This is a genomic window from Myxococcales bacterium (genome assembly GCA_016706225.1).
GTDB lineage: Bacteria > Myxococcota_A > Polyangia > Polyangiales > Polyangiaceae > JADJKB01.
Window position 1 is genome coordinate 80,603 of record JADJKB010000023.1, and the last position, 14,420, is coordinate 95,022.

The window sequence follows — 14,420 nt, forward strand, 5'->3', positions numbered from 1 at the left end:
GACGGTGAAGTCGGCAGGACCGGCGTTCGGCGGGTGCAACGTGAGTTATACGGCGCCATCCGGAGGCTTGATGGCCCACTCAGCGGTCGTGAAGTACGGGCCGCACCAGTCAGCCTCGTGGGTGAACACCATGGTCCAGCGGAAGTCGCTTGCGACGACGTAGACATCGAGGCCTGCTCGGTCGAACCATGGAAGGGTATCGGCCTGGCAGGCGAAGCCGTCCGAAGGCGTCGCGCCAAGCAAGACCAGGAAAGACTGCGAGCGCTGGCGCGCGCGATACGCGGATTGCGCAGCATCACCGGAGACTGCATACGCGTAAGCGTAGCTGAAGGCATGCCAGTCGAAACCCAAGTGCGTCGGCGTTCCCGTCTCCCTCAACACGCGCGCGGCGAAGGTCTTGCGCCAGCGACTTGCGTACGCGGCCGCATCCGCCTCGGAAAGGCGCGACGGGGAGAAGCCTGCCAGTAGACGCTCGGCTTTCTCAAGAGGTCGACTGCTCTTGCCCATCGGAACGGCCGAATAACGAGACACGCGTTCACCCGCGAACGCGCGAGATCATCGTAACAGAGCGCGGGGCATTTTCGAGGCCGGCGCGTGCCGTTGAAAATTGGGCGCCGGCCGCCGCGGGACGGACGGTGAAGTCGGCAAGGCGCGCGTTCGGCGGGTGGAACGCGAGTTATACCGTGGTGGAACCACGGTTGTTCGGGGCGCGGAGACCGTGAGCGCCACCGTGCAACACGGCGCCGTGATCTCGGAGCTCGGCGCCAGGTCGCGCGGCTTCTGTTCACCACGCCACGGTCGGCAAGACGCGTGGGGTCGCGCGTGGCGCTTGGGCGAAGGACTCTGAGACCGCAGCGCGGCAAGGACAGTCGGCAGGGCGCTGGTGATCTTGCGTGAGCGTTTCCGGTCAGAAGACAGCGGTATAACGAGACACACGTTCACCCGCGAACGCCGAGCGTCAAGTCGTCAGTCGGCAAGGCGCTGCAGACGCGGGCGAGTGCCGCATCACAATGGTCGCCCGCGGACGTGGAACGGACGGTGAAACTCGCCTGGCTGGCGTTCGGCGGGTGCAACGTGAGTTATGCAGTGCGTGAAGATCACCGCACCTACCAGAGAGCCTCCCGGTGGTCTTGGGTCTCCAGCGGCTCCGAATCGAGGAAAGCGGACGGATCAACGGGCCCGAGGGCCACGTTCAGAACGGTGCTCTCGTAGGCCCAGGTCCGATCGAGGCCGTGCCGACCGTTGTGGACGAGGCGGCACCATTGCCCGGGATGGAGACGGATCGCGCGACCATGACTCCGACGCGGTGCGCCGAGGAAATAGTTCCAAACGAAGCGCACGCGGAGGGTTCCGACCTCTGCGCGAAGCTCGAGTCCCGGGACGACGCGATGCAAATCGATGAGGTTGCAGACCGTCAGCGTAGACGTCGGCTCAAAACCCGTGCGCTCTTCGAAGGCAACACCATGCACGCGGAGCTCGCCGGCGCGCGTTTGTTCTGCGGGAAGCGAAAGGGCGGTTGGCGTCGCATTTCGCAGAGCGGCACCAGGGCCGCCGCGGGACTCCTTCGTCCACCGCGTGACGAGGGCCTGAACCACCACGGTGCTCATAGCTGCATAACGGACACACGTTCACCCGCGAACGCCGAGCGTCAAGTGTCAGCCGGCAAGGCGCTGTAGACGCGGGCGAGTGCCGCATCAGAATGTTCGCCCGCGGAAGCGGAACGGAGGGTGAAGTCGGAGAGACCGGCGTTCGGCGGGTGCAACGTGAGTTAGGCGGCGGACCGTCACTTGTTGGGAAAAGACTGGCCAATGTCTTCGTCACGAAGACACGGCTGGTCGAGCGCTTTGAACATGAGAGCAAGTTCGTGACGCAAGCCCTCGATGGACGACACGGAGGGCGAGACGGCGGCGACTGTGCACGACTCCGGGCGTCCGAGGTCGTCGAAATAGACCTCGTGCACAGCATATTCGCCGTTTCGGAAGACGACGCGATAGTCGAATGTTGTCACAACGTCACCAGGTTAACCCGAGCAATGCTGGCGCCACTCGTCGGCCGACGGCACTTCGATACGGCCGTCGATGAAGTGTTTTGATCGCGCGCTGCAGCAGTCACATTCGTAGTAGGTCCAGGAGTCAGGATAGCGCTTGCCGTTCTCTTCAACGCGGGACGCGCGCAGCCAGTTCCGCGAACGAAGACGGCCGTCGGCACAATCGAGACAGCGTTTCCGAAATAGACGGAAGAGCATCGACATCATGACTAGCTGGCGTCCGCCTAACGAGACACACGTTCACCCGCGAACGCCGAGCGTCAAGTCGTCAGTCGGCAAGGCGCGACAGCCGCGGGCGAGTGCCGCATCAGAATGGTCGCCCGCGGAAGCGGAACGGACGGTGAAGTCGGCAAGACCGGCGTTCGGCGGGTGCAACGTGAGTTATGCCGCTGGGTCCACGACGTAGACAGTTTTCGTTCCGAGCTGGTCGGCGGCGACGAGCGCAAGGAACTGCTCGGGGCTGATGCGCTCAACATGAGCTGGGGTGTCGCCGGCCCAGAGCGCGGAGACGCGAAGCACTGGCGGGCCCTGCTTTAGCAGCGTGCGGAGCGCAGACACGATGGCCGGAACGACGTCGGACCTCAGAGTCCAGGCAGGCGCATTCCAGTCGGCTTCGTCCGCAAGTAGGCTACAGCCGCAGGCGCCGTCCTCGGTCAGTTCGGCGATGACAGGTCGCTTCTGTGCCCAGGGCCAACGCGATGGGTGGGCAACATCGACTCGTATTCCATCTCGTGAAGCGAGCGCCGCTGCGGCAAGCAGGCGCTCACGCTGATCGTGGAGCGCTTCGATGGAGAAAATCAGGCACATGGTTTGTCGGCATAACGAGACACACGTTCACCCGCGAACGCCGAGCGTCAAGTCGTCAGTCGGCAAGGCGCCACAGACGCGGGCGAGTGCCGCATCGGAATGTTCGCCCGCGGAAGCGGAACGGACGGTGAAGTCGGAAAGACTGGCGTTCGGCGGGTGCAACGTGAGTTATGCGGCGTCCGCCTTGAAGGAAAGAGCGGCGCCGTCACGGTCGTGCAACGCGTCTTCGTCGGATTTGCGGCTGAACCCGCACCTGGATTCGCTTTGCCTGACGGCGTCTACGCCGAGAGCGCCGGCGGCGAGATCGTCTTCCATCCACTGCCGTTCCTCACCAGCGACGACGTCGGCGGCGGGTGAGCAGCATCCGGCGAAGCGTAGCGTGGTTCTCCGGGAGCGGAAGCGGGTTGCTCGACTTGAGGTCAGAACCATCCACTCACGCCCAGCGTGCCGCGGTCCCGAAGCCAGACCACGGAGGCCGTCACACCGACGGCCGGCGTGCGCTTGGCACGCTGCGGGGGAACGTCCTCGTACGCGATGACCGAGGCGTCGAGCACGCTCGCTGCTACGAGTCCCAGGAACATGCCGGCGGCCGCCCCACCGAGGCAGCCGAACATGCCATCGCTGTCGTCCGCGGCACAGCCCACGAAGCCTCCGACGATTGGCAGGCCTACCCTCAACCCCAGGCTGGCGAAGGGCTTGCCCGCGTGTCCGTGTGCCGCGTGCACGATGGGTGCAGCGAAGAACATCCCGAGCAGCCCGAACACGGCAAGCTCCGAGGATTCGGCGGCCCCGCCGGCGAAGATCGCGCCGAGGGACGCGCCGTCAGCGATCAGCGTCTGGCCGCCGTACCACCTCCGCTTCGGCTTTATGGGGGCGCTGCTGTATTCCCAAGGCGGCTGCGCCGGGGGCCGCCACATCACCTGTGGGTACGCAGGACGACTGGGCGCGACGACCTCGGAACCCGGCGAGGGCGGCACGGGGCGCGGCGGCTGTGGCGGAAGCGGCGGCGGGAGAAGGGGGGCGCCGGAATCCGGCTGCGCGGGTGCGCCGGCGTCCTCAACGGGCACCGGCGGAAACGCCTCGGTGGGAACGGCGTCCTGGCCCTTGGCGGCAGGCGAGGCAAGCAGGCAGCCGAATGGGATCGCCAGCAGCAACGTGCGCCGCACCATGCTCGAACGCTACCGGCGACTGCACCGCCCGACCATGGTCATTTCTTGTGATCTGGTTCGCGGTCACCTCACCCGCTACAGCCGACCTGTTCCCGCTCCGGTGGCCGCATCGCGGTCACTGCACCCGCTGCAGCTCAGAAGACGCCCGAATAAAGAATAGCGCGATTGCGGGAGCGGGCCCACGGTTCAGCCGGCGCGTGTGAGTACGAGGCCAACAAGGTGGCGCCCGGTGCCGCAATCGTCGAGTTGGACGGAGCCGCTGGTGCGGCGCCGGGATGGGGCCACAGGTCGCTATGGAGAATTGCCCGCCCGGCTCGACGTCGAGGGGCTCGGCGGGGCCGGGTCGGTTGCGATGAGGCGGCATCGGGAGGTGGTCCGAGGGTCGAGCGGAGGGGAAGACCGCGCGGTGATTCCGCTCGTAGGATGGACATGGGCATGACCACTCGAGCGAGCGGCCAATGGGTGATGACTGCGGTGCTTGGCTGAAGTGGTCATGCCGCTGGAGGGGCTCGGGCGTCGAAAGCCGAGCGCGGCAACGGCCGGCGCTCGAGCGCACGACGGCCACAACAGCGGCAGCAGTCGATTTCGATGCCGGTCAGGATGCGGATCACTTCGCGCCACTTGGCGGCGCGCAGAGGGTTGGAGGAGCTGGGCGAAGCGGTGGGGTTCGGAGCGGATTTGGCCGGTAGTAGCTGTCGCGCGGTTTCGAGTCGGCCGGTGGCGTGGCTCGCCGACACCAGCCCGTAGTGTCGGATCTTGGTGAAGCCGGGCGGCAGGATGTGGCGAAGCCAGCGCATGAGGAATGCGACGCCGTCGAGCGTGATGTGCTCGCCACTCTTGGTGCGGAAAGTGACGCCGCGCTGGTCCATCGCGAGGAGTCGGTGGTTGGAGATGGCGACGCGGTGAGTGTACTGGCCGAGGTAGGTGATCACCTGGGCGGCGCCGCCGAAGGGGCGTTTGCAGTAGACGTTCCAGCTCTTGCGATGAAGGCCCGCAACGAGCGCGGCGAAACGGGTGGGGTCGCCGATGCGCAACGTGCCGGAGCGGGCGGCCCGCGTGAGGGCGTCGAGCATCTTTCCGCGGAACAGCCGACCCATGACGTGGACGGGAAAGAGGAAGTCGCGGCGGGCAGAGATCCAGCGAGAGCCGTCCGGGCTGAGCGCACCTCCGGTCACGATACAGTGCAGGTGCGGATGGTATTCGAGCTTCTGCGTCCACGTGTGCAACACCGCCGTCACGCCGAGCTCGCCGCCGCAACGCTTGGGATCCACGCCGAGCTGGAGCAGCGTGGCGGATGCACAACGGAAGAGCAGGTCGTAGACGATTCTCGGATTGGCGAGAGCCAGACCGCGCAACTGAGCGGGCAGTGTGAAGACGACGTGGAAATAGTGGATCGGCAGTACGCGCTCCAACCGCCCGGCGATCCACTTCGCCTGCGCCACCGCCGGGCACTTCGGGCAGTGCCGGTTGTGACATGAGTCGTACGAAGGATCGCTGACGAAGCCACAGTCGAGACACACGTTGACGTGCCCACCGAGGGCGGCCGTTCGGCAACGTGCTACGGCGTCGAGGACAGCGCGCTCGGCGAGGGTCAGTGCATGTTGTTGCTCGTGGACCGGCCGGAACGCGCGAACGACATCCGCGAGCTCCAGCGACGGCCTGCCTTCCTGTGCTGGCTCCGGCGAGCGAGCACAAAGGGCCATGCTGGCGCATGCCCGGCTACCCGGCGCGCCGACTTCGAGACCGCTTCTTTCTGGGCACCGGCGAGGCCGTCTTGCGCAGCCGGTCCGCTGGGCTCTTGGTCCTCCGAATCATTACCGGGCTGACCTGCGCGTAGCGGGCGGTCGTGCTGATGGAGGCGTGACCGAGCAGGACCTGCAACGTGCGCAGATCGGTCCCGGTCTCGAGCAGATGCGTGGCGAAGGCATGGCGCAGAACACGAGGGTGCACGTGCTGAGCCCTGCGCGGACCGCCGCCCGCGCCAACGCCTTGCCCACGGTGTCCCGGCACAGGACGCGGCCCGGTGTCTTCCCAGGAAACAGCTCGGGACCCGGCGGTTGCTCTGCCTCCAGTACGCACGGAGCGTTTGCAGCACGAGCTTGGGCAACATCGTGTAGCGGTCACGCTGACCTTTGCCTTGCCTGATGTGAATCACCATGCGACGGCTGTCGATGTCCGCAACTCGCAAGTTGAGCACCTCGTTGATCCGCAGGCCGGCCCCATACGCGGTCATCACGATCGCCTGCATTCTGAGCGACCCCAGCTCACCGAGCAGTCGCTCGATCTCGTCGCCGCTCAGGATGGCCGGCAGTCGATGCGGCACGCGCATCTGCTGGATCCAAGCGACCTCTTCCGGTCGCTCCAGGGTGTGCGCATAGAGAAACTTCAGCGCCGCGGCGTAGACGTTGTACGTCGATGGCGAGCGCTCAGGTCCTCGACCAGGTGCAGCAAGAAGTCTCGAATTTCGGCCTTGCCCATCAGCCTCGGTGACTTGCCGTGGTGCCTCACGAAAACTTCGCCGCAACGCAGATAGGTCTTGAGCGTGTTGGCGCAAAGACCGCGCAGCCTGATGTCCTCGGCCATTTGGTTTCGCAGCTGTCCCATGCTTCAACTCCGGTGTTGGCGCACCCGGCCATCGGGCGCGCGATCACCAGGATCGCCGACGAACACAGCGTGGCGCCGCTCATGCTCGAGCCAGCAGGAATCAGCCGCGATGCGACGTCGCCGCGGGCAGCCGCTCAGACGCTGCCCGTCACGTGGCGCTACTCCTGCCGCGCCAGCGGCTTCGTCCAACGGAACCACGTTCACCCGCGAACGCCGAGCGTCAAGTCGTCAGTCGGCAAGGCGCCACAGACGCGGGCGAGTGCCGCATCAGAATGTTCGCCAGCGGAAGTGGAACGGACGGTGAAGTCGGCAGGGCCGGCGTTCGGCGGGTGCAACGTGAGTTAGACGGCGCCCATCGCGGGGCCTTCACGTAGCAGCAACCACGAGACCATCGTGGCACCCGAAACGGCGATATGCCCACCTGCGTTCTTGCTGAGGACGCCCTCTGGGGCAGAGAGAATGTCACCTGTGAGCACCCAGCCCGCTCCGATCTTTTGCGCCGCACGAATGGTCTCCACGACGGCGTCGTTCCACCCTGACGAGTTCGGCTCTGCCCATGTAACAACGAAACCACCACGCTCGTACGGCTTGACCGTGACTGGCGGCGACATTGGAAACGCGAGGGCGTGGACGCGAGCCGCCACCGTGCGGGCGCTGGCCTCCGTGGTGCAGTCAACCCAGAGCTTCCAGTGGACAATCATCGCAACGGCAGGTCCGGCTAACGAATTTGCGCTCAGCAGCGAGCGCCGGAGAACATCGTAGCAGAGCGCGGGGCGCCGCAGAGGCGGGCGAGTGCCGAAGACAGAGTGGTCGCCCGCCGGCGCGGAACGGACGGTGAAACTCGCCTGACCGGCGCTCGTCTGCTGCAGCGTCAAGTTATGCAGCGCCCGCGAGCTCTCAGAGCGGAGCGCCTAGGGAAGCACTCCGATCGCTTGGAGTCGGGCGCGGGCGAGTGCGTCATCCGTCGAGTGGACGGGCGTCACCACGGCCGAAGCGTACTCGATGCGTGCCCGAGCGACGTCGTTCTGGGTCTCCGCTAGCGTTCCCAGCAGCATATGGATCTCGACACGCCGCTCGGCTGCAGCGTGCTTTCCGTCGGATTCCGCGGCGCGCTTAAGGAGATCCTCCTTCGCTACGGCGCCACGACGGGCGAGATCAAGCAACGCTTGGCCCCAGGCCGAATCCGGTGCGGCGGCTGAGTCGGGTGGATCGCCTGTGGTCACGTACTTGTACACCGCCGCGCGGGCGTTGGTTGGTTGGCGCGCCGCCGCGCGCGCGAAATGCGCGGCCGCGTCTTTGTATCTGGTGGGACCCTCGCGCAGGAGCAGGTATCCCAACATCAGCTCGGGAGAAGCGCCCTCTGGAGCAATGCGTTGTGCGTGTCTGACGTCATCAAGGGCGCTGTCGAATGCGCCCGCGATGAACCTCCACCTCGCGCGCGCCAAATACACATCTGGTGAGGAATCCGGTGCTTGCCGGATCGACTCGTTCAGGATCTTCTGGCGGGCCAAGGTCGCCGGTGGCGACAACCACAGTACCCCGCAGCGAAGGAAGAGCGCGCGTCGTTCCCCATTCGTGGATTCCGCACCGTGCCGCGCGACTGTTTCGGCTTTCGAGTACTCACCAAGTTGAAGCAGTGCCTGGGCTGCGACCGCGCGCGCCGCATGTTGTCCCGGCGAGGTCATCAACTGATCGCAGGCCGTCGCGGCGGAGGAGTACCGCCCGGCGGCGAAGTCCGCGCGGCACTGGGACTGGTCGAAACCGACATCCGCACCGTTTCGCCGGGGGTCAGAACGGTTGCACGTGGGAACGCCCAGTAGCACGAGCGGAACGACAAGCGGGGCAAGACTTCGCACGAGCGCTTTCTGAACCGGCTGAATAACGAGACACACGTTCACCCGCGAACGCCGAGCGTCAAGTCGTCAGTCGGCGAGGCGCTTCAGACGCGGGCGAGTGCCGCAGCAGAATGTTCGCCCGCGGAAGCGGAACGGACGGTGAAGTCGGCAAGGCCGGCGTTCGGCGGGTGCAACGTGAGTTATGCAGTTCGTGAGCGCATGGGCGGCGCAGTCATGCCGTGGAGTGCGAGCTGTCGTTGATATCAATCTCGATGAAGTGGCCAGGCGCCACGTCCTGCCAGCAGAAGTAGGTAGGTGGCCAGGTTTCGTCAAAGCAATTCAGGTACAGCGCGCCATCGATTTCGGCGAACGCCGTGTAGGTTCCGGGGGCAAGGCCTACGCCGAACCGCCCATCGTCATCGGAATGAACGGTGATGACCAAGTCAAGCTCGTCGAGCTGCGGTGTCTCGGCCGCGAATGGAACTCGGCCGCGGACAATGTGGACCGGAACAGAGAGCGGATAGGTCTGGCCGGTCACAGGACAGCACTGGAAGTCGCCAACGGACTGGCTGACGATTCCGCTAATCCCCTGGGGAGCACCTGGGGCTTCTCTGACGTCGCCGTGCCGGCGCACGCAGCAAGACTCGCGACAAGGACTGCGGAGGCAAGGCGTGGGAACAAGGACATGCTAGTTCGAACGGGTGGTGGCACACGAAGCCCGGGAAATCTGCATAACGGAACGGCGTTCACCCGCGAACGCCGGAGTTCAAACATATCAGACCGCGCGGCGCTGCAGCGCGGGCGAGTGCCGAAGACAGTGTGTTCGCCCGCGGGCGCGGAACGGACGGTGAAGTCGGCCAGACCGGCGTTCGGCGGGTGCAACGTCCAGTTAGACAGCGCGTGGTTACGTGTCGCATGTCACCTCCGAGTAGATTGGATCTTGTCCCACAAGCCAATTCGCTGCGCGTTGGCGCTCTCTCGCGATGCCCAAGCATTCGTCTCGACGGCGGTCGTCGAGCATCGCCAGGGGCCGGCCATCGATTGCGAGGTCATGAGCCAAGAAATCCATGCCCCGGACCTCGAGAGGCCCAAACGCACATTCCGAAGCGAAGGCCTCGAAGTCCATGGATCGAGCGTCCAACGCAAAGTGACGAAGACGCCAATGCAGGGCGAAGTAGAACTCTGCCAGCCGGATCAAATCTGAACGCTGCCGCAGTTGAGCGTGCAGCATGACATCTTCTACATCCTCGTTGAGGAACCCGAGGGCTTCGGCCGCTACCGACGAGTCAACCTGGACGTCGTAGCGCGGAAGGTCACCGTGGCCCAGAGACCAAGCCAGGAGGACTACGCCTTCTCCGCACCACGTCGTGTCGATCGCGTCGCGTTCGGACAGACTGCCCAAAGGGGCCTCCAGTCGAGACAGTTCGTGCGGCTCAGTCTCGTCCAGCAGGCGGGTCTTGCGAACCCATCCGATCACTTGTTCGCGTAGTTCCTCTGCTTCACGATCGCCGACGCCGTGCTCGATGGCGCCCCTGCAGGTCACAGCTGCGAGCACCAGAGCACGAGCGGCAACTCTCTCTGGCCGCGGCGTCGTCCCCTCGTCGGCACTCGTCATCGCTTCGCCTGGCTAACGGAACCACGTTCACCCGCGAACGCCAAGCGTCAAGTCGTCAGTCGGCAAGGCGCAACAGACGCGGGCGAGTGCCGCATCAGAATGGTCGCCCGCGGAAGCGGAACGGACGGTGAAGCGTGGAAGGCCGGCGTTCGGCGGGTGCAACGTGAGTTAGACAGCGCAGGTCACAAGCGCTTGCGAGGACAGACGCTAGATCATCGGCACGAGTTCATCGAGCTTCGCACGGAGCAGGTCATACGCTTCCGGAGGCATCGTCTTGCGCCATGACTCGTCAGCAAACTTGGTGAAACCGTCGTACACAACAAAGCGCGTCAGAAAGGCTGGGAGCACGAATGCGCGCACCCCGACAACAAGGCTGGCGTCATCGATCGGCGCGGCCACGGCGGCGAGACCAACGGAGCGGGAACGAAACGGACGGGTCCACTTCGAAGGAACGATCGCAAAGCTTCGCCAGATCGCCGAATGCCAATTTGCGGAGTCGGTGCGTCTCTTGGTAACACCACAGTCTCGCCGCCTCGGTAACGTCCTCCATGTCGGCGCCCGGCTGTTTAACGAGACACACGTTCACCCGCGAACGCCGAGCGTCAAGTGGTCAGTCGGCAAGGCGCTGCAGACGCGGGCGAGTGCCGCATCAGAGTGGTCGCCCGCGGAAGCGGAACGGACGGTGAAGTCGGCAAGGCCGGCGTTCGGCGGGTGCAACGTGAGTTATACAGCGCGCGGAATCAGCACGATTTGACGGGTGCTTGGAGAGCTCAGGTTGCTTCTCGCATGCGCAGCCAGTCTTCCAGCGAGTCGGCGACGACAATGAAGCGGTGTTGCAGGGCGCGCGGGACAACGGGCTCGCGGTACGCGAGACGATTCGGACTGGTCGCCAGTTTGGGGTCGTCGACAGCGTCGAGGTGTTCGTACTCGACAATCCGCAACGCCGCGTCGTCGAGGTCGACGGCGCGAAAGACGCCGCAGCCGCAGTCCTCGAGCACCAACAAGCCTGGTGGCCAAACGTGATCGTCGCGCGCATGCGAAGCGCTCTCGGCATTGCCGATCGCGTGGCCAAGGACGGATGCGAAGCGGCGCTGGGCGTCCTCAAATCGGCCGGCAGGTGAGTCGTCAGGAACGGGCGCGTCATGTTCGCGCCCGGTGGTGAGAGGAAGCAGGCCACGGGGAGCGGTCGAAAACGCCAGGTAGAGTTCACGGAGTCGCGGCGGGAGCGTCCGTCCGAGGTAGTCCTCAAGGGCCGCGAGTTGCTCGGCAACGGGAGGGCCAGTCGTGCGCTGCGTGCTCATGGGACGAAGGAGAGCCCGAATGTCCGGCTGTATAAAGAATAGCGCGATTGCGGGAGCGGGCCCACGGTTCAGCCGGCGCGTGTGAGTACGAGGCCAACAAGGTGGCGCCCGGTGCCGCAATCGTCGAGTTGGACGGAGCCGCTGGTGCGGCGCCGGGATGGGGCCACAGGTCGCTATGGAGAAATTGCCCGCCCGGCTCGACGTCGAGGCTCGGCGGGGCCGGGTCGGCTGCGATGAGGCGGCATCCGGAGGTGGTCCGAGGGTCGAGCGGAGGGAAGACCGCGCGGTGATTCCGCCCGTAGGATGGACGTGGGCATGACCACCGAGCGAGCGGCCAATGGGTGATGACTGCGGTGCTTGGCTGAAGTGGTCATGCCGCTTTCGGAGGCTCGGGCGTCGAAAGCCGAGCGCGGCAACGGCCGGCGCTCGAAGCGCACGACGGCCACAACAGCGGCAGCAGTCGATTTCGATGCCGGTCAGGATGCGGATCACTTCGCGCCACTTGGCGGCGCGCAGAGGGTTGGAGGAGCTGGGCGAAGCGGTGGGGTTCGGAGCGGATTTGGCCGGTAGTAGCTGTCGCGCGGTTTCGAGTCGGCCGGTGGCGTGGCTCGCCGACACCAGCCCGTAGTGTCGGATCTTGGTGAAGCCGGGCGGCAGGATGTGGCGAAGCCAGCGCATGAGGAATGCGACGCCGTCGAGCGTGATGTGCTCGCCACTCTTGGTGCGGAGGTGACGCCGCGCTGGTCCATCGCGAGGAGTCGGTGGTTGGAGATGGCGACGCGGTGAGTGTACTGGCCGAGGTAGGTGATCACCTGGGCGGCGCCGCCGAAGGGGCGTTTGCGTAGACGTTCCAGTCTTGCGATGAAGGCCCGCAATGAGCGCGGCGAAACGGGTGGGGTCGCCGATGCGCAACGTGCCGGAGCGGGCGGCCCGCGTGAGGGCGTCGAGCATCTTTCCGCGGAACAGCCGACCCATGACGTGGACGGGAAAGAGGAAGTCGCGGCGGCAGAGATCCAGCGAGAGCCGTCCGGGCTGAGCGCACCTCCGGTCACGATACAGTGCAGGTGCGGATGGTATTCGAGCTTCTGCGTCCACGTGTAACACCGCCGTCACGCCGAGCTCGCCGCCGCAACGCTTGGGATCCACGCCGAGCTGGAGCAGCGTGGCGGATGCACAACGAAGAGCAGGTCGTAGACGATTCTCGGATTGGCGAGAGCCAGACCGCGCAACTGAGCGGGCAGTGTGAAGACGACGTGGAAATAGTGGATCGGCAGTACGCGCTCCAACCGCCCGGCGATCCACTTCGCCTGCGCCACCGCCGGGCACTTCGGGCAGTGCCGGTTGTGACATGAGTCGTACGAAGGATCGCTGACGAAGCCACAGTCGAGACACGTTGACGTGCCCACCGAGGGCGGCCGTTCGGCAACGTGCTACGGCGTCGAGGACAGCGCGCTCGGCGAGGGTCAGTGCATGTTGTTGCTCGTGGACCGGCCGGAACGCGCGAACGACATCCGCGAGCTCCAGCGACGGCCTGCCTTCCTGTGCTGGCTCCGGCGAGCGAGCACAAGGGGCCATGCTGGCGCATGCCCGGCTACCCGGCGCGCCGACTTCGAGACCGCTTCTTTCTGGGCACCGGCGAGGCCGTCTTGCGCAGCCGGTCCGCTGGGCTCTTGGTCCTCCGAATCATTACCGGGCTGACCTGCGCGTAGCGGGCGGTCGTGCTGATGGAGGCGTGACCGAGCAGGACCTGCAACGTGCGCAGATCGGTCCCGGTCTCGAGCAGATGCGTGGCGAAGGCATGGCGCAGGACATGAGGGTGCACGTGCTTTTCGAGCCCTGCGCGGACCGCCGCCCGCGCCAACGCCTTGCCCACGGTGTCCCGGCACAGGACGCGGCCCGGTGTCTTCCCAGGAAACAGCTCGGGACCCGGCGGTTGCTCTTGCCTCCAGTACGCGCGGAGCGTTTGCAGCACGAGCTTGGGCAACATCGTGTAGCGGTCACGCTGACCTTTGCCTTGCCTGATGTGAATCACCATGCGACGGCTGTCGATGTCCGCAACTCGCAAGTTGAGCACCTCGTTGATCCGCAGGCCGGCCCCATACGCGGTCATCACGATCGCCTGGCATTCTGAGCGACCCCAGCTCCCGAGCAGTCGCTCGATCTCGTCGCCGCTCAGGATGGCCGGCAGTCGATGCGGCACGCGCATCTGCTGGATCCAAGCGACCTCTTCCGGTCGCTCCAGGGTGCGCATAGAGAAACTTCAGCGCCGCGGCGTAGACGTTGTACGTCGATGGCGAGCGCTTCAGGTCCTCGACCAGGTGCAGCAAGAAGTCTCGAATTTCGGCCTTGCCCATCAGCGTCGGTGACTTGCCGTGGTGCCTCACGAAAACTTCGGCGCAACGCAGATAGGTCTTGAGCGTGTTGGCGCAAAGACCCGCAGCCTGATGTCCTCGGCCATTCGGTTTCGCAGCTGTCCCATGCTTCAACTCCGGTGTTGGCGCACCCGGCCATCGGGCGCGCGATCACCAGGATCGCCGACGAACACAGCGTGGCGCCGCTCATGCTCGAGCCGGCAGGAATCGCCGCGACGCGACGTCGCCGCGGGCAGCCGCTCAGACGCTGCCCGTCACGTGGCGCTACTCCTGCCGCGCCAGCGGCTTCGTCCAACTAATATTCTACTGCGACTTGGGCGGGATAGCACCTCCGCTTGTTGGACCGCCTCCCCCTCTTGGTCCCCTTTGGGCCGCGTGGGGGGCCGTTGTTATGCGTCGCGGGGTAGCGGGATAATTGGTGCTTGGCGAACACCCGCCGGCGCGTTGACCTCTGCCCCTGCCCCCTGCCCCCGCCCGCTCCTCTCTTCTTTCTCCATCGTGCGCATGCGCGTCCGCGCGCCGCCCCCCGCCGCCGAATCGCGGCCACCTCGCCGCCCCTCGCCGCCTTGCGCGCTCGTTTCCGCGGTGCGCCCCACCCGTCACTTCCCTGTCTGCCCAACTCGTGTAGGCTCCGCGCCCTGGGGAATGAGCCCGCCTCACGAAATACGTG

At 65.7% G+C, this 14,420-nt stretch carries 16 protein-coding genes and 2 pseudogenes; 1 reads left to right on the plus strand and 17 read right to left on the minus strand.

What is annotated here, in order from left to right:
* Positions 1–45: 45 nt before the first annotated feature.
* The 3 genes from IPI67_35785 to IPI67_35795 form a co-directional block, all read right to left on the minus strand.
* Positions 46–507, minus strand: a complete 462-nt coding sequence (locus IPI67_35785; GenBank protein MBK7585534.1) for a DUF4275 family protein — start codon at positions 505–507, stop codon at positions 46–48.
* Between the two features lie 1,276 nt (positions 508–1,783).
* Complete coding sequence (locus IPI67_35790; protein ID MBK7585535.1) at positions 1,784–2,008, minus strand: hypothetical protein; 225 nt, start codon at positions 2,006–2,008, stop codon at positions 1,784–1,786.
* A 420-nt stretch (positions 2,009–2,428) separates the two neighbouring features.
* Positions 2,429–2,854: a hypothetical protein gene (locus IPI67_35795; protein MBK7585536.1), complete on the minus strand. Its 426-nt coding sequence runs from the start codon at positions 2,852–2,854 to the stop codon at positions 2,429–2,431.
* A gap of 156 nt (positions 2,855–3,010) precedes the next feature.
* Here IPI67_35795 and IPI67_35800 point away from each other — a divergent pair, with 156 nt between their 5' ends.
* Positions 3,011–3,211, plus strand: a complete 201-nt coding sequence (locus IPI67_35800) for a hypothetical protein (protein MBK7585537.1) — start codon at positions 3,011–3,013, stop codon at positions 3,209–3,211.
* A gap of 62 nt (positions 3,212–3,273) precedes the next feature.
* Here IPI67_35800 and IPI67_35805 read toward each other — a convergent pair whose 3' ends face one another.
* From IPI67_35805 to IPI67_35870, 14 genes and pseudogenes are all read right to left on the minus strand, one after another.
* Entirely contained in the window at positions 3,274–4,023 is a 750-nt protein-coding gene (locus IPI67_35805; GenBank protein MBK7585538.1) for a hypothetical protein, read from the minus strand.
* Between the two features lie 491 nt (positions 4,024–4,514).
* A complete protein-coding gene (locus tag IPI67_35810; GenBank protein MBK7585539.1) occupies positions 4,515–5,726 on the minus strand; it encodes an IS91 family transposase in 1,212 nt (403 codons plus the stop codon).
* A gap of 16 nt (positions 5,727–5,742) precedes the next feature.
* Positions 5,743–6,102 carry a tyrosine-type recombinase/integrase gene (locus IPI67_35815; protein MBK7585540.1) on the minus strand — a complete coding sequence of 120 codons (360 nt, stop codon included), beginning with the start codon at positions 6,100–6,102 and terminating at the stop codon, positions 5,743–5,745.
* Positions 6,023–6,352: pseudogene (locus tag IPI67_35820) on the minus strand (tyrosine-type recombinase/integrase). Before IPI67_35820 ends, IPI67_35815 begins: the two are co-directional and overlap by 80 nt.
* Before the next feature lie 56 nt (positions 6,353–6,408).
* Complete coding sequence (locus IPI67_35825; protein ID MBK7585541.1) at positions 6,409–6,627, minus strand: phage integrase N-terminal SAM-like domain-containing protein; 219 nt, start codon at positions 6,625–6,627, stop codon at positions 6,409–6,411.
* A gap of 341 nt (positions 6,628–6,968) precedes the next feature.
* Positions 6,969–7,328, minus strand: coding sequence for a hypothetical protein (locus IPI67_35830; GenBank protein ID MBK7585542.1), 360 nt, complete (start codon positions 7,326–7,328; stop codon positions 6,969–6,971).
* A 210-nt stretch (positions 7,329–7,538) separates the two neighbouring features.
* Positions 7,539–8,525 carry a hypothetical protein gene (locus IPI67_35835; protein MBK7585543.1) on the minus strand — a complete coding sequence of 329 codons (987 nt, stop codon included), beginning with the start codon at positions 8,523–8,525 and terminating at the stop codon, positions 7,539–7,541.
* Positions 8,526–8,694: 169 nt separating this feature from the next.
* Positions 8,695–9,096, minus strand: coding sequence for a hypothetical protein (locus IPI67_35840; protein ID MBK7585544.1), 402 nt, complete (start codon positions 9,094–9,096; stop codon positions 8,695–8,697).
* Positions 9,097–9,366: 270 nt separating this feature from the next.
* Positions 9,367–10,077, minus strand: a complete 711-nt coding sequence (locus IPI67_35845; protein MBK7585545.1) for a DUF4272 domain-containing protein — start codon at positions 10,075–10,077, stop codon at positions 9,367–9,369.
* Between the two features lie 207 nt (positions 10,078–10,284).
* Positions 10,285–10,476 (minus strand): hypothetical protein, encoded by a 192-nt coding sequence (locus IPI67_35850; GenBank protein MBK7585546.1) that lies wholly within the window; start codon positions 10,474–10,476, stop codon positions 10,285–10,287.
* Positions 10,477–10,847: 371 nt separating this feature from the next.
* Positions 10,848–12,353 carry a transposase gene (locus IPI67_35855; protein MBK7585547.1) on the minus strand — a complete coding sequence of 502 codons (1,506 nt, stop codon included), beginning with the start codon at positions 12,351–12,353 and terminating at the stop codon, positions 10,848–10,850.
* Between the two features lie 11 nt (positions 12,354–12,364).
* Positions 12,365–12,442: pseudogene (locus IPI67_35860) on the minus strand (hypothetical protein).
* A gap of 45 nt (positions 12,443–12,487) precedes the next feature.
* Positions 12,488–12,784: a transposase zinc-binding domain-containing protein gene (locus tag IPI67_35865; protein ID MBK7585548.1), complete on the minus strand. Its 297-nt coding sequence runs from the start codon at positions 12,782–12,784 to the stop codon at positions 12,488–12,490.
* Positions 12,785–12,969: 185 nt separating this feature from the next.
* A complete protein-coding gene (locus tag IPI67_35870; protein MBK7585549.1) occupies positions 12,970–13,584 on the minus strand; it encodes a tyrosine-type recombinase/integrase in 615 nt (204 codons plus the stop codon).
* Positions 13,585–14,420 lie beyond the last annotated feature (836 nt).

What these genes read in the sequence shown, in the direction of transcription:
- IPI67_35810 (MBK7585539.1), bottom strand. Translation starts at nt 5,726, where the DNA reads ATGGCCCTTTGTGCTCGCTCGCCGGAGCCAGCACAGGAAGGCAGGCCG.
- IPI67_35855 (MBK7585547.1), bottom strand. Translation starts at nt 12,353, where the DNA reads ATGGGTCGGCTGTTCCGCGGAAAGATGCTCGACGCCCTCACGCGGGCC.
- IPI67_35845 (MBK7585545.1), bottom strand. Translation starts at nt 10,077, where the DNA reads ATGACGAGTGCCGACGAGGGGACGACGCCGCGGCCAGAGAGAGTTGCC.
- IPI67_35825 (MBK7585541.1), bottom strand. Translation starts at nt 6,627, where the DNA reads ATGGGACAGCTGCGAAACCAAATGGCCGAGGACATCAGGCTGCGCGGT.
- IPI67_35795 (MBK7585536.1), bottom strand. Translation starts at nt 2,854, where the DNA reads ATGTGCCTGATTTTCTCCATCGAAGCGCTCCACGATCAGCGTGAGCGC.
- IPI67_35785 (MBK7585534.1), bottom strand. Translation starts at nt 507, where the DNA reads ATGGGCAAGAGCAGTCGACCTCTTGAGAAAGCCGAGCGTCTACTGGCA.
- IPI67_35805 (MBK7585538.1), bottom strand. Translation starts at nt 4,023, where the DNA reads ATGGTGCGGCGCACGTTGCTGCTGGCGATCCCATTCGGCTGCCTGCTT.
- IPI67_35870 (MBK7585549.1), bottom strand. Translation starts at nt 13,584, where the DNA reads ATGCGCGTGCCGCATCGACTGCCGGCCATCCTGAGCGGCGACGAGATC.
- IPI67_35830 (MBK7585542.1), bottom strand. Translation starts at nt 7,328, where the DNA reads ATGATTGTCCACTGGAAGCTCTGGGTTGACTGCACCACGGAGGCCAGC.